Source organism: Caballeronia sp. LZ032 (assembly GCF_031451315.1).
Taxonomy (GTDB): Bacteria; Pseudomonadota; Gammaproteobacteria; order Burkholderiales; family Burkholderiaceae; genus Caballeronia.
The window spans coordinates 43,236-61,056 of sequence record NZ_JARUXP010000002.1 but is presented as its reverse complement, the minus strand read 5'-3'; the positions used below and the strand labels follow the sequence as shown (position 1 = coordinate 61,056).

Below are 17,821 nucleotides of genomic sequence, written 5' to 3'. Positions count from 1 at the left end.
GTGCTTGCCGCCGTTTTCGAGCGACCATCTTAGCTGTAATTGTTTTTCGGAACAATTCATTTCGTTTATTTGTAGCCATTCGGCCGATGGCGGCGGGACTGAGGCCCCATTTACAATAATGTCGAACGAAATCAAACGGAAAACGCCGATGGACAAGCCCGACACGCCCACGCTGCGCGCCTTCGCGCTGCTCGAATATCTCGTGCAGGCGGGCAATCCCGTGTCGCTCACGGACATGGCCGAGGACATGGGCATGCCCAAGCCTTCGCTGCATCGCATGCTGGCTTCGCTGGAGGCGGGCGGTCTGGTGATCCGCGAGCCGGGCGACCGCAATGCCTATGTCGTGGGCCCGCGTCTGGCGCAGCTGGGTCTGAGCGTGATGACGCACGCGGGCGCACGGCGGCTGCGCCACGCCATTCTCACGCGGCTCGTTGCCGATCTCGGCGAAACCTGCAATCTCACGATGCTGCACGAGAACGAGGTGCTGTATCTGGACCGCGTCGAGGCCCCCTGGCCGCTGCGGCTGGACCTCAGGCCGGGATCGCACGTGCCGGTGTGGTGCAGCGCCAGCGGCAAGCTGCTGCTCGCCATGCTGCCGCGCGAGGAGCGCAACGCGCTGGTGCGTGCGATGAAACTCGAGCGCTTCACGGCCAACACCATCACGGATACCGAGATGCTCGAAGCGGAACTCGATCGCACCGCAAGGAAGGGCGTCGCAATCGACAACGAGGAATTCGTGCAGGGCATCGTGTGCGCGGCGGCACCCATCGTCGACACATATGGCTCGTGTATCGCGGCTATCGCGGTCCATGCGCCGGTCTCGCGCTCGCCGCTTTCGCGTGTGCTCGAGATGCTGCCGCGCCTGAAAGAAGCCGCCGAGGACCTGAAGAAGACGTTCTGATAGCGTCGAAGTTCAAAATAAAAACGCAACCGTACGTTCCGAAAAATGTAGCGCGCGACGCCGGAACCCGCGTAGAGTACCCGTAATCCGAAACCATTCGTTCCGATTCCGGTTCATGCGCGACGTCACTCATCTCGATCCCGCCGACCTCGCCGGCGACGAAGCACGGACGCTTCGTCCGCTTGCGGTGCTCGAACAACTCGCCTCCGCTGGCCAGCCATACACGCTGTCCCAGCTTGCCGCCCGCGTGCGGATTCCCAAAGCCACGCTGCTGCGCCTCATCGAGGCGCTGGAATCGCAGGGCTACGTGACCCACATGCCCGATTCGCGCGGCACCGACCGCGGCATCGCGCTCGGTCCGCGCGCCGCCCAGCTCGCACTGGCGACGCTCGCCAACAACTCGTTCACGCGCGGGTGCCGTTCGCTGCTGCGCTCGCTCGTCGACGTGATCGGCGAGAGTTGCAACCTCACCGCGCTGGACGGGGATACCGTGCTCTATATCGAGCGCGTCGAAACGCCCGAGCCGCTGCGTCTGCACATGCAGGCCGGCATGCGCGTGCCGCTGCATTGCACGGCCAGCGGCAAGCTGTTCCTGTCGCACATGACGCTTGCCGAACGCCGCCAGATCCTCAGCCGCCTCACGTTGACACGAAGAACGCATCGCACGCTCACGGACCCGGCGTTGCTCGAGGCCGAACTCGACCGGCTCGCCACGCGGGGCCTCGGTATCGACAACGAGGAATTCGTGCTTGGCATGGTGGCCGTGGCGGTGCCCATCACGGACGCTGCCACGGGTCGCGTATTGGCGTGCCTCGCCGCCCATGCGCCGACCGCGCGCGCCAATCTCAACGATCTGCTGAAAGCCGTGCCGCAACTCCGCGAGACGGCCGAGAAGCTGGCGACGCTGATCGATACGTCCGAAGGTCTGACGCTCATGGCGCGGCAGCGCCAGGCTGCGCGCTAGCCGATTCCGCGCCCTGCAGAACCCCGCCGCACAACGCGCGCGGCGCCGGATGCATTTATTCGTCGCAACGCGTCTAAATTTTTTTAGAGACGATTCATTCCATTTATTTGAAAAACCGGTTGACGTCCTGATCGACCAGTCCTACGATGTCTCCACGATACACATTCCGGAACCAAACGTTCCGTTTTTCATTCGGAGACATCTCATGAGCGAGCACGACCAAGCCCGTCCTTCCAAGACCACCGCCGCAGCAACCGCGGCCCCGAGTGGTCCGCAGGCGATGACCCCCTCGGAAGCCTTCGTCGAAACGCTCGCTGCCAACGGCGTGACGGAAATGTTCGGCATCATGGGATCGGCCTTCATGGACGCGATGGACATCTTCGCGCCGGCCGGCATCCGCCTGATTCCGGTCGTGCACGAGCAAGGCGCCGGTCACATGGCCGATGGCTATTCCCGCGTGTCGGGCCGCCACGGCGTCGTGATCGGCCAGAACGGGCCGGGCATCAGCAACTGCGTGACGGCCATCGCGGCGGCCTACTGGGCGCACAGCCCGGTCGTGATCGTTACGCCGGAAGCCGGAACGATGGGTATCGGTCTCGGCGGCTTCCAGGAAGCCAAGCAACTGCCGATGTTCCAGGAATTCACCAAGTACCAGGGCCACGTGACGCATCCGGCACGCATGGCCGAATACACCGCGCGCTGCTTCGATCGCGCGATGTCCGAGATGGGACCGACCCAGCTCAATATTCCGCGTGACTACTTCTATGGCGAGGTCAAGGTCGAGATTCCGAAGCCGCAGCGCCTCGATCGCGGCCCCGGCGGCGACCAGAGCCTCAACGAAGCGGCGGATCTGCTCGCCGAAGCCAAGTTCCCGGTCATCATCTCGGGCGGCGGCGTGGTGATGTCCGACGCCATCGAGGAATGCAAGGCGCTCGCGGAACGCCTCGGCGCACCGGTTGTGAACAGCTACCTGCACAACGACTCGTTCCCCGCGAAGCATCCGCTGTGGTGCGGCCCGCTCGGCTATCAAGGATCGAAGGCCGCGATGAAGCTGCTGAGCCAGGCCGATGTCGTGATCGCGCTGGGCTCGCGACTGGGACCGTTCGGCACGCTGCCGCAGCACGGTCTCGATTACTGGCCGAAGGAAGCGAAGGTCATCCAGATCGATGCGGACCACAAGATGCTCGGCCTCGTGAAGAAGATTTCGGTCGGCATCTGCGGCGATGCCAAGGCCAGCGCCATCGCGCTCACGCAGCGCCTCGCGGACCGCAAGCTCGCCTCGGACGCGACGAAGGAAGCCCGCGCGAAGACCATCGCCGATGAAAAGGCCGCCTGGGAGAAGGAACTCGACGAGTGGACCCATGAACGCGACGCCTACAGCCTCGACATGATCGAGGAGCAGAAGGGCGAGAAGCCGTTCAGCGGCGGCCAGTTCCTGCATCCGCGCCAGGTGCTGCGCGAACTCGAGAAGGCGATGCCGGATGACGTGATGGTCTCGACCGACATCGGCAACATCAACTCGGTGGCCAACAGCTATCTGCGCTTCAATCAGCCGCGCAGCTTCTTCGCGGCGATGAGCTGGGGCAACTGCGGTTATGCGTTCCCCACGATCATCGGTGCGAAGGTTGCGGCGCCGCATCGTCCGGCCGTGTCGTATGCAGGCGATGGCGCATGGGGCATGAGCCTGATGGAAACCATGACCTGCGTGCGCCATAACATTCCGGTGACGGCCGTGGTGTTCCATAACCGCCAGTGGGGCGCGGAGAAGAAGAATCAGGTGGACTTCTACAACCGCCGCTTCGTCGCGGGCGAGCTCGACAACCAGAGCTTCGCCGAGATCGCGAAGGCGATGGGCGCGGAAGGCATCGTCGTCGACAAGCTGGAGGATGTGGGCCCGGCGCTCAAGAAGGCCATCGATCTGCAGATGAATCACGGCAAGACGACGATCATCGAGATCATGTGTACGCGCGAACTCGGCGACCCGTTCCGTCGCGACGCGCTCTCCAAGCCGGTGCGCATGCTCGACAAGTACAAGGACTACGTCTAAGTCCCGCGTCACGCCGCTCCGCGCCCACGGGGCGGCGTTTTTCCTTTGCATCTCACCGAGCGCCCCCATGAAAGCCATGCATCGCATCATCGATCAGGCTCGCGACCTGCCGATGCGCATCGTGCTCTCCGAAGCCGAGGACCCGCGCGTGTTGCAGGCCGCGCAGCGCGCGCATCGGGAAGGCATCGCGCGCATCGTGCTGGTCGGTGCGAGATCGCGTGCGCATCAGGTCGCCGATGAAGCGAACCTCGATCTCGACGGCATCGAGTTGATCGATCCGCGCGAATCGCCACTGACGCAGCGCTTTGCTGAAACGTTGTTCGCCTTGCGCGAAAAGAAAGGCATGACGGCCGATGCCGCGCGCGCCGCCGTGCTCGATCCGCTGTGCTTCGCCAACCTGATGGTACGGCTGGGCGAAGCGGACGGCTCCGTGGCGGGCGCGGTCAACACGACCGCCGACGTGGTGCGCAATGCCATCCAGATCATCGGCGTGCGGCCTTCCTTCAAGCTCGTGTCGAGCTTCTTCCTGATGATGCTGTGCGAGCCCTTCCATACGATGAAAGGCGGCCTGATCTTCTCGGACTGCGCGCTCGTCGTGCAGCCGGACGCCGGGCAGCTCGCCGAAATCGCCATGGCCGCCGCCGACAGCGCGCGCAGCCTGCTGATGGAAGACCCGCGCGTCGCGATGTTGTCGTTCTCCACCAGCGGCAGCGCGCATCATGCGGCCGTGGACAAGGTCATCGAGGCGACCCGGCGTGTGCAGGAAGCGCGCCCCGGCCTCGCCATCGACGGCGACGTGCAGCTCGATGCCGCGATCGTCGCCGAGATCGCCATGCGCAAGGTGCACCACTCGCGCGTCGAGGGACATGCGAACACGCTGATCTTCCCGAGCCTCGAAGCGGGCAACATCGGCTACAAGCTGGCTGAACGGATTGGCGGCGCGAAGGCCATCGGTCCGCTGCTGCAAGGGCTTGCGAAGCCCGCCAACGACCTCTCGCGCGGCTGCAGCGCCGACGACATCTATTACGTGATCGCGGTCACCTGCGTGCAGGCGCAGGCCGCGCGGCACGCGACGACGTGAGGCCGCATGGATATCCGAGTCGACACCGCCACGCCCGGCCTGACTGAAGCGGCGGAGAGCGCCGCGCTCAACGACACCCACCCCCACGCGCGCGCCGAGACGCCGACGCTGCGCGCCTTCAGCGTGCTCGAACATCTCGTCGCCGCACGCGGCGCGCTGTCGCTTGCGGACCTGGCGAATGCGCTCGACCAGCCCAAGGCTTCGCTGCACCGCATGTTGCAATCGCTGGAAGCGGGCGGCTTCGTTGCGCGCGAGCCGGGCCAGAAGAACGCGTATGTGGTCGGGCCGCGGCTCGAACAACTGGGCGTCGATGTGATGATGCACAGCGGCGCGCGCCGCCAGCGTCACGCCATCCTGCAACGTCTCGTCGCCGATCTCGGCGAGACCTGCAACCTGAGCATGCTGCACGACACCGAAGTGCTCTATCTCGACCGCTGCGAGTCCACCTGGGCGCTGCGGCTCGAACTCAAGCCCGGCTCACACGTGCCCGCGCATTGCAGCGCGAGCGGCAAGCTGCTGCTCGCCACGATGCCGCGTGAAGAACGCGCCGCGCTCATTCGCGCGATGCGGCTGGAACGCTTCACGCCCAACACCCTCGACGAACCCAATCTGCTCGAAGCCGAACTGGATCGCATCGCCCATAAAGGCATTGCCGTGGATAACGAGGAGTTCGTGCCGGGCATCGCCTGCGTGGCCGTGCCGGTGCTCGATTCGCGCGGCAAGAGCATCGCCGCGATCGCGGTGCATGGACCCGTGTCGCGCATGAGCCTGGCGCGCGCACTCACTTTCGTGCCGCGTCTGCGGGAAGCAGCAAGCGAGCTGTCCGCTACTTTCTGATGCGCCGCATCAGCGTTTTTTTTCGGAATTCCAGGCATTAAAAAGCGGCTCCGGGAGAACCCGAAGAACCTCATTTTTTTGAATCGGATTTGGCACTTTCCGTTTCACTTTCGCGTTCTCGCGCGCTTTTCTCTTGGCATCGCCCGCAGCTTCTTCCACATTGAACGTACAGGAAACGAAACGCTTCGTTCCAGAAGAAGACTCCAGGAGACAAGTCTCATGCAGCAGGAAGTCGATTACGTCATTGTCGGAGCGGGCTCGGCAGGCTGCGTCCTCGCCAATCGCCTGAGCGCCGATCCGTCCAACACCGTGCTGTTGCTCGAAGCCGGCGGACCCGATGCGAATCCGTGGATTCATATTCCCGTCGGCTACTTCAAGACGATGCACAACCCCGAACTGGACTGGTGCTACCGCACCGAGCCGGACCAGGCGGTTGCCGGGCGCAGCATCGACTGGCCGCGCGGCAAGGTGCTGGGCGGATGCAGTTCGCTGAACGGCCTGCTGTATGTGCGCGGCCAGCGCGAGGACTATGACCGCTGGGCGGAGCTCGGCAACGCAGGCTGGAGCTATCGCGACGTCCTGCCCTACTTCAGGAAATCGGAAGATCAGGAGCACGGCGCGAACGAATATCACGGCGTGGGCGGCCCGCTGAAGGTCTCGGACCTGCGCCTGCGCCGTCCTATCGCCGATCACTTCATCGCGGCGGCGCAAGAGACAGGCATCCCCTTCAACGACGACTACAACGGCGCCACTCAGGAAGGCGTCGGCTACTTCCAGCAGACGGCCTACAAGGGCTTGCGCTGGAGCACGGCGAAAGGCTTTCTCAAGCCCGTGCGCGACCGGCGGAACCTGATCGTCCAGACGCGGGCGCAAACCCGCAAGGTGCTCTTCAAAGGCCGCGAGGCGGTCGGCATCGAATATATGCATGAGGGCGCAGTGAAGACGGTACGCGCGCGCGTCGAGGTGATCCTCGCGGCCGGGGCCATCGGTACGCCGCAGATCCTGCAGAACTCGGGCGTCGGTCCCGCCGATGTCCTGGACCGCGCCGGCGTACAGGTACGTCATGCGCTGCCGGGCGTGGGCCGGAACCTGCAGGATCATCTGCAAGTGCGGCTCGTCTTCAAGACCCGCGAGCGCACCCTGAACGACGAAGTCAACAACCCGCTGAAGAAAGCGCTCATCGGTCTGCAATATGCGATCTCGCGCACCGGTCCGCTGACGCTCGCAGCCAGTCAGGTCGTGATCTTCACGCGCACGTCGCCCGATCTCACGCGTCCCGACATCCAGTTCCACATGCAGCCGCTTTCCGCCGACAAACCCGGCGAAGGCGCGCATCCGTTCTCGGCGTTCACGTCGTCGGTGTGTCAGTTGCGGCCTTTTAGCCGAGGCAGCGTCGAGATCCGTTCGAACGATCCGCTGCAATATCCGGCCATCCATGCCAACTACCTGTCCGACGAACGCGATCATCCGGTGGTCATCGGCGGCATCAAGGTGGCGCGCCGGATCGCCGCCGCGCCTGCGCTTGCCAAACATATCGTGTCGGAATTCATCCCCGGCGCGGCCTATCAGACCGATGCCGACCTGCTCGAAGTCGCGCGCAAGTTCAGCCAGTCCATCTATCACCCGGCGGGCACCTGCAAGATGGGCAGCGACGTGCAGGCGGTAGTGGACGAACGTCTGAAGGTGCGCGGCATGGGCCGGCTGCGCGTGGTGGATGCGTCGATCATGCCGGAGCTCGTATCAGGCAACACGAATGCGCCCGTCATCATGATCGCCGAGAAGGCAGCCGACATGATTCTCGAAGACCAGCGTTATCAGCGCGTCACGCACGTGGAGGAAGCACCCGGCGGCGTCATCGAGACGCCCATGGCCCATGCAGGACAGAGAGACTGAACACAAGTCTCGAACACACGCAGACATACGGAGACAACCATGAATGCACTGCCCCGAACCGATGGCAAGCAGATGAGGAAAGTCGTCGTCGCCAGTCTCATCGGCGCGACGATCGAGTGGTACGACTTCTTTCTATACGGTGTCGTTGCCGGCATCGTCTTCAACAAGCTGTACTTCCCGAGCGGCGATCCGCTCATCTCGACGATGCTCGCCTACGGCACCTTTGCGGTCGGCTTCCTGAGCCGTCCGCTGGGCGGCGTGATCTTCGGGCACTTCGGCGACCGCATCGGCAGAAAGAGCATGCTGGTGATGACGCTGACGATCATGGGCGTCGCGACCGTGCTGATCGGCATGGTGCCCACGTATGCGCAGATCGGCATCTGGGCGCCTACACTGCTTCTGCTTCTGCGCGTGCTGCAAGGCATCGGGCTCGGCGGCGAATGGGGCGGCGCGGTGCTGATGGCCTTCGAATATGCGCCCGAAAACAAGCGCGGCTTCTACGCGAGCATTCCGCAGATCGGTCTCGCGCTAGGCCTGTGCATTTCGTCCGGCGTGGTCGCGCTGCTCTCGCTCACGCTCACCGATGCGCAGTTCCTCGCATGGGGCTGGCGTCTTGCGTTCTTCCTGTCGTTCGCGCTCGTTCTGATCGGCATGTATATCCGCCTGAACGTCATGGAGACGCCGGAGTTCGCACGCATCCAGAAGACCGGTGGCGAAGCATGCATGCCGATTCTCGAAGTGCTCACGAAGTATCCGGGCAACACGCTTGCCGGCATGGGCGCACGTTTCATCGACGGTGTGTTCTTCAACGTGTTCGGTGTGTTCTCGATCTCCTATCTCACCGGCACGCTGCATCTTGCGCGGACGGATGCGCTGCTCGGCGTGATGGTCGCCGCCTTCGTGATGATCTTCACAATACCGCTTTTCGGACGGCTTTCGGATCGCGTGGGCCGAGCGCGCATCTACTTCTGGGGCTCGCTTGCCACCGGGTTGTCCGCCTTCCTCGGCTTCTGGCTGATGAAGAACAGCGGCGGCAATACGATGATCGCGTGGCTGGCCGTGGTGATCCCGCTCGGGGTCGTCTATGCCTCGATCTACGGGCCCGAGGCCGCGCTCTTCTCTGAACTGTTCGACGCCAACGTGCGCTACTCGGGCATCTCCTTCGTCTATCAGTTCTCGGGCATCTTCGCGAGCGGCATCAGCCCGATCATCGCGACGTGGCTCCTGCAACGCAACGGCGGCGACCCGTGGATGATCGCCGGCTACTGCCTCGCGGCGGGCATCGTGAGCGCGCTGTCGGCGGCATGGGTCGGTTTGCGGCAACGCCGTTCGCTCGCCTTCTCCGTGAGCTGAGCGCGCTTCTTCGAACGGTTCGCAGCCGCCGCGCCGATCCTCCGGCGCGGCGGCTTTTTTCACCCGCTGGCCAAGCGTGCAAGGCGCACGTAAGATCGCTGCATCACCATGACTTTGCAGGAGACAGGCAATGCCCACCCGCCCGACCGCCACGCTTTGGGCGCAGCTCTTCGAGCGTTCACGGGTCTCGGGAATGAGCCTGCAGAACCAGATCCGCCAGATGATCGTCAATGCGATCCTGAGCGGACACATTGCGCCCGACAGCGCCCTGCCATCGAGCCGCGAGCTTGCGGATCAACTGAACGTGTCGCGCAATACGGTCGTGCTCGCTTATCAGCAGCTGATCGAGGAAGGTTATCTCGTCTCGCGTGAACGCAGCGGCCACTTCGTCAATCCCGCAACCGAAGAACTGCAACGCGGCTTCACCGCCACGGGCATGCGCGCGACGACGCCCGCCGTGGAGACCCAGCACGGTCATCCGGACTGGAGCGCGCGCATCCGGCATGCGCCTTCCAATCAACGCAACATCGTCAAGCCGTCGAACTGGCAGAGCTACGAATATCCCTTCATTTACGGGCAATTCGATACCGAGCTCTTCCCCACCAGCGACTGGCGCGAGAGCTGCATGCACGGCCTCTCGGTGCTGGAGATACGCAACTGGGCGCCGGATCTCATCGAGCGCGACGATGAAACGCTCGTCGAGCAGATCCGCACACGCGTGCTGCCGAGACGTGGCGTGTTCGCGATGCCGGATGAGATCGTCGTGACCAACGGCTGTCAGCAGGCGTTGTATCTGATCGCCGACCTGATGTGCGGACCGCAGACCAAGGTGGGCATGGAGAACCCCGGTTATCCCGATGCGCGCAACATCTTCCAGCATCGCAACGCGCAGATCGTGCCGCTTGCGGTGGATGACGATGGCGCCGTCATCGACGACGAAGAGCTGATGGCGTCATGCGACTACGTGTGTGTCACGCCGAGCCACCAGTGCCCCACCACCGCGACCATGCCGATCGAAAGGCGGCGCGCGTTGCTGGATCTGTCGGTGCGGCATGATTTCATCATCATCGAAGACGATTACGAAAGCGAGAACACCTTCTCGGGCACACCGCATCCGGCACTGAAGAGCCTCGATACGGCGGAGCGCGTGGTGTATATCGGCTCGCTGTCGAAGACTTTTGCGCCGGGGTTGCGTCTGGGTTATATCGTCGCGCCGCGCGCCCTGATCCGCGAATTGCGCGCACTGCGCCGGCTGATGATCCGGCATCCCGCTGCGTATATTCAGCGCGCGTTCGCCACGTTCCTCGCCCTGGGTCATCACGACACCCTGCTGCGCAAGCTCGCGCCGGTCTACAAGGAACGCGCCGAGGTGCTGATGCGCGCGCTCGCCACGCATCTTCCCGAATTGCGCGCGTCGAAGATAACGGGCGGCGCGTCGTGCTGGGTCGAAGGTCCGCCCTGGCTCGATGCCACGCGCCTCGCAAAAGACGCGCTGGCGCTGGGCGTGCTGATCGAACCGGGCAACGTCTTCTTCGCCGATCTCGCCGATGGTCAGCGCTGCTTCCGCATGGGCTTCTCGGCGATCCGCGCGGAACTGATCGAGCCCGGCGTGCGCGCGCTGGCCGAAGTGGTCAAGCAGCAGAAGCCGTGATGCGCGCGGCTCACTTCCATGGCGCCATCGCGTGAAAGACGCCGTCGCGCCGCACGAGCGCATGGAAAAGCGCGGCCGCCAGATGCACGACGATCAACGCAAAGAAGCACAGGGCCAGGAAGCGATGCGCGTTCCACAGCAGCGTATGCAATGAATTGCTATGCGGCAGCAGCGACGGAATGCGCATGCCCGCCACGACGACCGGATAATCCGCCGCCGACAACATGCCATAACCCAGCAGCGGCAACACGATCATCAGCGCATAGAACACGTAGTGCGAGAGCTTGGCCGCGAGTTTCATCGGCATGGGCATGTCGGCGGGCAAAGGCGGCGCGCCGCGCGTGATGCGCACCACCAGGCGGATCAGCGCGAGGATCAGTATCGTGACGCCGAGCGGCTTGTGGATGGAAACGAGCGTCAGATACTCGGGCTTCACCGTCGACACCATGCCGACGCCGATGAACAGCATCGCGAGGATGCAGATCGCCATGACCCAGTGCAAGGCGCGTTGCAGCGGCGAGAACCGCTCGTTGATCGCGTTCATTGCCGGGCTCCTTCGGCGGGCGTGTGCGGATAGTCCTTGTCTTCGGCGGTGCGCCGGTTGAACGAGACCGAGTACGCAGCCGAGCGCGCGGCCGGGAAAGGATCGTCGGACACGTGCATGCCCGCGGGCAGCACGGTGGGATCGAAGTTGAGATCGCGGCATGGACCGTCGGGCTCGGGTTCGATCTGCTTCACGACGAGCGTGCCCACTTCCACCGTGTGGCGGTCTTCAGGCCAGGCCTTGCTCGGGTCCGCCGTGGGATCGCCGGGATTCGCGACGGTCACGACCAAGGCCCAGCGTTGCGGCGCGCTCTGCACGCGTTGGGTGATCTCGGCATCGAGGAAGTTGGCGCCCTTCTCCTTGAGCTGTGCCGCGCTGATGTTCTCGACCTTGGCCGCCGGAACGAAGGACCAGCGCACGACCTGATCCTGTCCGTCCGCATTCGAGAACACGAAGCTGTTGAGACTGTTGAAGCGCTCCTCCGCATAGGAGGACGTCCAGGGCGCGCTGCCCGCCCACGCGCCGAACGCCGCGATCTCGGGATGCGCGGCGGAAAACTTCTGCATCGATTGGGGATCGTCCTTGTTCGCGAGTGCGAGTTGCAGCGCGTAGAAGGCTTGCGGCGTGGCGACTGGAAAGATGGGCGCATCGATCATCGCAGAACGCCATTCGCTGCCGTCCGGCGTGACGATGCGCAAGCCGAGACCACGCACGCGCGCCATGGCATCCGAGGCCTTCGGGTCGGGCGTCGCGAGATTGAAGCGTCCTGTGACGGCGTAGGTGCCCGGCGCGAACATCTTGGCTTTGGAGAGCGTCGCGCCCGAGCCATTGGATTCGAAGTCGCCGGTGAAGCAGATGCCTTTCGCGTGATTGCGCCTGAAGCCAGGCACCGCGCCGCCGGGAGGCGCAAGGCTGCCGACTATCTTCGCGGGCGTCAGGCGCTTCGGCGACAGCCAGCCTGCCGTGTACGCGAAGGCCGCGACCAGCACGGCCACGACGGCCGCGATAAGAATCAGCGAAGGCACTGCGGAGCGTGGGGATGCGTTCTTGTCGGTCATCGAAGTCTCACGAGATCTACGATTCGGCAGCAGGGGTAATCTAGCAGCGTCAGGCAAATCGTGCCAGAGACGTCTGAAAATCGCAGTTATCCATCCTCTACGTGGACGGTATGCCGTTCGCTCGCGCTTTCTCGCTGATGTTCTCGACAGGCAGCCTCGCGCTTGGCCCCAATGCTTTGCTCATATAAATAGCCGGATCGAGTAATAACGCCTTAAAAATGTTTCAGCGGTTACTACTTTCCTACCGAAACCGCGTTTACATTCTTACGATGAGAAAGTAATCTTGGCTCCGTCGCAGGCAATCCGGAAAGTATTGCTTTCCCCGCCGAGCAATTCGGCAATTAAAACCTTATAGATCATCAGTTCCGAGCCAGCGTTGCTGGCTTCGTTTCGCCGTTCCTTCAAGTCGTGAACATGTGCGGGCAGTGTGCCCCGGGCTTCGCCATGCTCGCGTCCTTTCGTTCCATCGTGAAAAGACTGCACCGCGGAGTGCATTGGAAACGCTCGCCTGTACGCCGCATCCGCGCAACAGCGCACTCGTCGCGATGAACCGGATAACGTCAGTACGTCGCCGTCAATATGAATAATAAAAGTTCGAATCACCTTGCCGTCGCAATGAAAGCAGCTTCACTCGCGAGCACGCTGACCATGAGCTTGCTGCTCGCGGCCTGCGGCGGCGGTGGCGGCGGTGGCAGCACTGCCGGCGATACCGCACCCAGCATCGCCGCCACTTCCAGCGCTACGCCCGCTTCATCGGCCAGCATGACCAGCGCGGTCAGCACAAGCGCCACGGCTTCTGCGGACATCGCGGGCAGCACATCGAGCAACACGGCAGCCGCAACCGCGAACCCCGTCACGTCGTCCACGACCGCTGCATCGACCGCCAAGCCCATCTTCTACGGCGTCAACGGCCATAACAACGAAGGCGGCGCCTACGACATCTCCAGCCCCGCCTTGCAGCTCTCACAACTGCAGAGTCTCGGCGCGAGGCTCTTTCGCAACGAGGTCTATAACCAGGCGAGCGCAAACAAGCTGGCCGGCATTGCGAAGACCATGGCCGCCGGCGGAGTCACCGTCTTCCCGATTCTTCTGTCCGGCATCGACTACAACAGCGAAAGCGACGCCTACAACGCCGGCTATACGCTCGGCAAACAGACGGCAAGCGCCTATCGTTACGCGTACTACGAGGTCGGCAACGAGCTGGGCGCGGATGCGCTCACGGGTAATGTGGACGGCGTCTATCCGCAGCACTTCGACAACACGAAGTTCCAGAAGGCGCGCGGCGTGATTCGCGGGATGATCGACGGGATTCGCTCGGTGGATTCAAGCGGCAAGATCGTCATGGGCGGCGGCGCGTGGATGCATTACGGCTTCGACCAGATGCTCGCCAGCGGCACGCAGCCCGACGGCTCCGGCGGCCATCCCGTGCTGAGCTGGGACATCACGGCATGGCACTGGTATTCGGACCAGGGCGACATCACGCATGCCTGCGGCGGCACGGGCTGCCATGATGTGCTCGCCGCACTTCAGCAACTCGGCAAGCCCATCTGGCTGACGGAATTCGGCGTACGCCCGGAATACGGCAACGATGACCAGATCGCCGTGTATCTGGTCGGCGGCACGATGATGGCGCAGTTCGCCGCGGTGGCGTCGAAGTACAACCTGCAAGCCATTCAGGCTTATCAGCTCTATGACGATCCGGACGGCGGCGAAGGCGCATACGGTCTTCTGAAGAACGACGGCAAGACGCAGAAGGCCAGCTACTCGGCATACCAGCGCTTTGTGGCAAACAACCCGCGCTGACCGGCGATCCCGCGAAACATTGACAGACGGTCCGCCCCCCCTTCAGACTGCGGTCGTTCATTCACGCACCCCTGAAGTCAATGCCGATTTCCCAGCTATCCGTGTACTTCTTCGCGCAGGCCGCCGTGATCGTCGCCGCAAGCCAGCTGGTGGGACGACTCGCGGGGCGCGTGGGACAGCCGCAGGTCGTCGGCGAGATGATCGCGGGCGTGCTGCTCGGGCCTTCGCTGTTCGGGCTGCTGTTGCCGCACTGGCAGCAGGCGCTGTTTCCGAAGGCCACCATGGGCATGCTGTACGTGGCGGCACAGTTGGGCGTCGGTCTCTATATGTTTCTCATCGGCACCGGGTTTCGCGCGGAACATTTCCGCGCACGCGTCAGGAGTGCGCTGAGTGTATCGCTCGCCGGCATCGTGGTTCCCTTCGCGCTGGCATTCGCGCTCGCGCCCTGGCTGCTCACCATCCCCGGACTGTTCGCCATCAAGGCGCGGCTGTTCGAAGCTTCGTTGTTCCTGGGCGCCGCTATCGCCATCACTGCTTTTCCGATGCTCGCGCGCATCATTCATGAACGCGGCCTCGCCGGCACGTCGCTCGGCACGCTGGCGCTGACCGCCGGCGCATGCGACGACGCCGCCGCCTGGTGCATTCTCGCCATTGTGCTCGCGAGCTTCGGCGGCTCGTGGATGGGCGCGTATACCGCCATTGGCGGCGGCGTCTGCTTCGCGCTATTCATGATCTTCGCCGGCAACAAGCTGCTGCGCCGCCTGGCGGAAGGCCTCAATCCGGACGCGCCCTTGCCTTCCAGCGTGCTCGCCATCGTGCTCGTTCTGTTCTCGCTGTGTGCGTTCGCCATGGACGCCATCGGCATTCACGCGGTGTTCGGCGGCTTCCTGCTCGGTGTCGCGCTGCCGCGCGGCCCGTTGACGGAGAAACTGCGCGACATGCTCGAGCCCTTCGTCGTCGTGTTCCTGCTGCCGATGTTCTTCACCTATTCAGGCCTCAACACGCGGCTCGACATGCTGATGGACCCCGCCATCATGCTTGCCGCGGTAGCTATCCTGCTGGCCTCGTTCGGCGGCAAGGGCATAGCGTGCTGGGCGGCGGCGCGTCTGAACGGCGAGCCTCCCGGCGATGCCATGGCGATCGGCGCATTGATGAACGCACGCGGCCTGATGGAACTCATCATCATCAACATCGGGCTGGCAGCCGGCGTGATCCTGCCGGGCCTGTTCTCCATTCTCGTGTTGATGGCCGTGCTCAGCACGCTGATGGCCACGCCGCTGTTCAACTGGATCGTGCGGCGGCAAGAAGGCATGCGTTCGGCGGTGGCGCGCTAGCGGCGTACCCGGTTGCGCGCCGCGCGCTGCGGCGTGGCGGCCGGCAGTTCGCCGACGAAGGTCTCCACCGACGGGTTGCGCGTGTCGGCCCGCCAGCACACGACCATGTCGATCTCCGTGTCCTTGTCCGCGAGCGGCCGCACAAGCAGGCCGCTGCGCTGAACATTGCGGATGCATTCGGGATAGACGCTCACGCCGGTATTCGCCGCGACCAGGCCGATGATGCCGTCGCTCGTCGAGGCCTCCTGCGCGATGGCGGGCGCGAATCCCGCGCGATGGCAAATGGAAAAGAAGTGGTGACGAAAGGCTTCCCACGAATGCGGCGTGCCGAGCACGAACCGCTCGTGCGCGAGATCGGCGAGACGCAGTGTCTTCTTGCTGTTCAGCGGATGCGCCGCCGGCAGCAGCGCGACCATCGGCTCCCGGCCGAACACGCGAGTCGCCACGCCGGGCGCCGCGAACGGCCCGATCATGAAGCCCACGTCGATGGTCGAATCGAGCATCGCTTCCTTCTGCAAGGTGCTCGGCATGTGGACGAGATCGATGCTGATCGATGGAAACTTCTTGCCGAACGCCTCGATGATCGCGGGCAAGGTGCCGTTGATCGCGAAGTCCATGTACGCGATCCGCAGATGCCCGAGGTTGCCCGCCTCCGCGCGGCGCGCGAGCGTCACGGCCTGATCGATATGCGTGAGCGCGAGCTGGCAGTGCTCGGCGAAGACGCGGCCCGCGTTGGTGAGCTCGACGCGCCGCGTGGTGCGCGCGAGCAGCGCCGCGCCCACGGATTCCTCCAGCGCCTTGATGATGCGGCTCAGCGCCGGCTGGGTCATGTGCAGCCGCTGAGCGGCGACGCTGAACTGGAGCGCGTCCGCGACCGCGAGAAAGGCCCGGATGTGATGGACATCGATACGCATGCTGCGGCGGGCCTCCCTGTGCGCTGAACGAGCGCACTATCTTACCGAACGCAACGTGACCAGCGTGCCGATCACCAGCAAGGCCGATACGACGAACAAGCCGTTGTTGAGACTCCCCGTCATGCTCTTGACGAAGCCGAGCATGCTCGGGCTCGCAAAGCCGCCGAGCAGCCCAAGGCTGTTGATGAACGCGATGGTGCCCGCCGCCGCGCGCGTGCCTGCGAGGAAGTCGGTGGTAATGGCCCAGAAAAGCGGCTGCAGCGTGAAGATGCAGGCGGTCGCCACGCTGATGCAGGCGAGCGCCAGCGTCAGGTCCGTGCCCGTGCCGCTGATGGCCGACAACGCCGCCGCGCCGATCAACGCACAGCCGGCCGTGTGCCAGCGGCGCTCGCGGGTGCGGTCCGAGTGACGGCTCACCAGCACCATCGTGACGGCCGCGACGCCGTAGGGAATCGCCGAGAACAGGCCGATCGACCATGCATCGGTGACGCCCGCGCCGCGAATCAGCGCAGGCAGCCAGAAGCTGATCGCATAGACGCCGCAGATGAACGTGAACCACACGAAGGCCAGCGCATAGATGCGCGCGTTCTTCAGCGCGCCGCCGAAGCCGTGCCGCTCGAACATGGATGCGGTGTCGCGTTCACCATCGAGTTGATGCTGCACGAGCGCCTTTTCGGTGTCACTGAGCCAGCGTGCATCGCGCGGCTTGTCATCGAGATAGAAGAACGCGGCGATGCCGAGCAGGCACGACGGCAATCCTTCCACCAGGAACAGCCACTGCCAGCCTTGCAGACCGTGCAGGCCGTCGAGACTGTTCAATGCCCAGCCCGATACCGGACCGCCGAGCACGCCTGCCATCGCCACGGCGGTCAGGAACAGCGCCATCACGCGTCCGCGACGCTCCGCCGGATACCAGAAGGTCAGGTAATAGATCATGCCCGGGAAGAAGCCCGCTTCGAAAACGCCGAGCATGAAGCGCATCACATAGAACGCCGTGGGCGACTTCACGAACATCATGCCGGCCGATGTCAGGCCCCACAGCAGCATGATCCGGATCAGCGTCTTGCGTGCGCCGATGCGTTCAAGAATGAGATTGCTGGGCACTTCAAAGAGAAAGTACCCGGCGAAGAAGATGCCCGCGCCGAGCCCGTACACCGCGTCGCTGAAGCCGAGGTCGGTGCGCATCTGGATCTGCGCAAAGCCGATGTTGATGCGGTCCAGATAAGCCGCCACGTAGCAGATGAACAGAAACGGAATCAGCCGCCATGTGATGCGACGATACGTGGCGTTGACCATCGCGGAGGAATGCGGCGCGCTATCGTCCGTGAGGATTGCGCCCGGTAAAGCACTTTCGTTCATTGCCCGTTCTCCAGTAATGAGTCGCGTCAAACCGAGCACTTGCGCGCGGACACGGCCGGCGAACCGGTCCGCGTCCGCGCCA

Annotated in this window: 14 protein-coding genes; 10 read left to right on the top strand and 4 right to left on the bottom strand. The window is 63.9% G+C overall.

Features of this window, described 5'->3' with window-relative positions; translation table 11 throughout:
- The first annotated feature begins 148 nt into the window (after positions 1 to 148).
- The 8 genes from QCE69_RS15870 to QCE69_RS15835 all read left to right on the top strand — a co-directional run bounded on the left by QCE69_RS15870 (position 149) and on the right by QCE69_RS15835 (position 10,727).
- Positions 149 to 901 carry an IclR family transcriptional regulator gene (locus QCE69_RS15870; RefSeq protein ID WP_309811938.1) on the top strand — a complete coding sequence of 251 codons (753 nt, stop codon included), beginning with the start codon at positions 149 to 151 and terminating at the stop codon, positions 899 to 901.
- Between the two features lie 115 nt (positions 902 to 1,016).
- Positions 1,017 to 1,865 (top strand): IclR family transcriptional regulator, encoded by an 849-nt coding sequence (locus QCE69_RS15865; protein WP_309931764.1) that lies wholly within the window; start codon positions 1,017 to 1,019, stop codon positions 1,863 to 1,865.
- Between the two features lie 205 nt (positions 1,866 to 2,070).
- Complete coding sequence (gene xsc / locus QCE69_RS15860) at positions 2,071 to 3,912, top strand: sulfoacetaldehyde acetyltransferase (protein WP_309920112.1); 1,842 nt, start codon at positions 2,071 to 2,073, stop codon at positions 3,910 to 3,912.
- A gap of 67 nt (positions 3,913 to 3,979) precedes the next feature.
- On the top strand, positions 3,980 to 4,993 hold the full coding sequence (gene pta / locus QCE69_RS15855) for a phosphate acetyltransferase (protein ID WP_309931762.1): 1,014 nt from the start codon (positions 3,980 to 3,982) through the stop codon (positions 4,991 to 4,993).
- Positions 4,994 to 4,999: 6 nt separating this feature from the next.
- Complete coding sequence (locus tag QCE69_RS15850) at positions 5,000 to 5,830, top strand: IclR family transcriptional regulator (protein WP_309920107.1); 831 nt, start codon at positions 5,000 to 5,002, stop codon at positions 5,828 to 5,830.
- Between the two features lie 219 nt (positions 5,831 to 6,049).
- Positions 6,050 to 7,723 (top strand): choline dehydrogenase, encoded by a 1,674-nt coding sequence (locus QCE69_RS15845; protein ID WP_309931760.1) that lies wholly within the window; start codon positions 6,050 to 6,052, stop codon positions 7,721 to 7,723.
- A gap of 39 nt (positions 7,724 to 7,762) precedes the next feature.
- Positions 7,763 to 9,076 (top strand): MFS transporter, encoded by a 1,314-nt coding sequence (locus tag QCE69_RS15840; RefSeq protein WP_309931758.1) that lies wholly within the window; start codon positions 7,763 to 7,765, stop codon positions 9,074 to 9,076.
- A gap of 130 nt (positions 9,077 to 9,206) precedes the next feature.
- Positions 9,207 to 10,727, top strand: a complete 1,521-nt coding sequence (locus QCE69_RS15835; protein ID WP_309920097.1) for a PLP-dependent aminotransferase family protein — start codon at positions 9,207 to 9,209, stop codon at positions 10,725 to 10,727.
- 10 nt (positions 10,728 to 10,737) lie between these two features.
- Here QCE69_RS15835 and QCE69_RS15830 read toward each other — a convergent pair whose 3' ends face one another.
- Both QCE69_RS15830 and QCE69_RS15825 read right to left on the bottom strand, forming a co-directional pair.
- On the bottom strand, positions 10,738 to 11,271 hold the full coding sequence (locus QCE69_RS15830) for a cytochrome b (RefSeq protein WP_309931756.1): 534 nt from the start codon (positions 11,269 to 11,271) through the stop codon (positions 10,738 to 10,740).
- The gene (locus tag QCE69_RS15825) at positions 11,268 to 12,329 is read right to left on the bottom strand and encodes a catalase family peroxidase (protein ID WP_309931753.1); all 1,062 of its coding nucleotides are present in this window, start codon (positions 12,327 to 12,329) and stop codon (positions 11,268 to 11,270) included. Before QCE69_RS15825 ends, QCE69_RS15830 begins: the two co-directional genes overlap by 4 nt.
- Before the next feature lie 615 nt (positions 12,330 to 12,944).
- Here QCE69_RS15825 and QCE69_RS15820 point away from each other — a divergent pair.
- Both QCE69_RS15820 and QCE69_RS15815 read left to right on the top strand, forming a co-directional pair.
- Complete coding sequence (locus tag QCE69_RS15820) at positions 12,945 to 14,132, top strand: lipopolysaccharide biosynthesis protein (protein ID WP_309931751.1); 1,188 nt, start codon at positions 12,945 to 12,947, stop codon at positions 14,130 to 14,132.
- An 80-nt stretch (positions 14,133 to 14,212) separates the two neighbouring features.
- Entirely contained in the window at positions 14,213 to 15,466 is a 1,254-nt protein-coding gene (locus QCE69_RS15815; RefSeq protein ID WP_309931749.1) for a cation:proton antiporter, read from the top strand.
- Here the strand turns inward: QCE69_RS15815 and QCE69_RS15810 are convergent.
- Both QCE69_RS15810 and QCE69_RS15805 read right to left on the bottom strand, forming a co-directional pair.
- Positions 15,463 to 16,380 carry a LysR family transcriptional regulator gene (locus QCE69_RS15810; protein ID WP_309931747.1) on the bottom strand — a complete coding sequence of 306 codons (918 nt, stop codon included), beginning with the start codon at positions 16,378 to 16,380 and terminating at the stop codon, positions 15,463 to 15,465. The two genes, QCE69_RS15815 and QCE69_RS15810, sit on opposite strands and share 4 nt — an antisense overlap.
- Positions 16,381 to 16,416: 36 nt before the next feature.
- Complete coding sequence (locus QCE69_RS15805; protein ID WP_309931745.1) at positions 16,417 to 17,739, bottom strand: MFS transporter; 1,323 nt, start codon at positions 17,737 to 17,739, stop codon at positions 16,417 to 16,419.
- Positions 17,740 to 17,821: the final 82 nt, after the last annotated feature.

Bases quoted from the DNA above. Each gene is read 5' to 3' on its own strand.
- QCE69_RS15830 (WP_309931756.1), bottom strand. From the start codon at position 11,271: ATGAACGCGATCAACGAGCGGTTCTCGCCGCTGCAACGCGCCTTGCAC.
- QCE69_RS15840 (WP_309931758.1), top strand. From the start codon at position 7,763: ATGAATGCACTGCCCCGAACCGATGGCAAGCAGATGAGGAAAGTCGTC.
- QCE69_RS15805 (WP_309931745.1), bottom strand. From the start codon at position 17,739: ATGAACGAAAGTGCTTTACCGGGCGCAATCCTCACGGACGATAGCGCG.
- QCE69_RS15825 (WP_309931753.1), bottom strand. From the start codon at position 12,329: ATGACCGACAAGAACGCATCCCCACGCTCCGCAGTGCCTTCGCTGATT.
- QCE69_RS15850 (WP_309920107.1), top strand. From the start codon at position 5,000: ATGGATATCCGAGTCGACACCGCCACGCCCGGCCTGACTGAAGCGGCG.
- pta (WP_309931762.1), top strand. From the start codon at position 3,980: ATGAAAGCCATGCATCGCATCATCGATCAGGCTCGCGACCTGCCGATG.
- QCE69_RS15870 (WP_309811938.1), top strand. From the start codon at position 149: ATGGACAAGCCCGACACGCCCACGCTGCGCGCCTTCGCGCTGCTCGAA.
- QCE69_RS15810 (WP_309931747.1), bottom strand. From the start codon at position 16,380: ATGCGTATCGATGTCCATCACATCCGGGCCTTTCTCGCGGTCGCGGAC.
- QCE69_RS15820 (WP_309931751.1), top strand. From the start codon at position 12,945: ATGAAAGCAGCTTCACTCGCGAGCACGCTGACCATGAGCTTGCTGCTC.
- QCE69_RS15845 (WP_309931760.1), top strand. From the start codon at position 6,050: ATGCAGCAGGAAGTCGATTACGTCATTGTCGGAGCGGGCTCGGCAGGC.
- xsc (WP_309920112.1), top strand. From the start codon at position 2,071: ATGAGCGAGCACGACCAAGCCCGTCCTTCCAAGACCACCGCCGCAGCA.
- QCE69_RS15865 (WP_309931764.1), top strand. From the start codon at position 1,017: ATGCGCGACGTCACTCATCTCGATCCCGCCGACCTCGCCGGCGACGAA.
- QCE69_RS15835 (WP_309920097.1), top strand. From the start codon at position 9,207: ATGCCCACCCGCCCGACCGCCACGCTTTGGGCGCAGCTCTTCGAGCGT.
- QCE69_RS15815 (WP_309931749.1), top strand. From the start codon at position 14,213: ATGCCGATTTCCCAGCTATCCGTGTACTTCTTCGCGCAGGCCGCCGTG.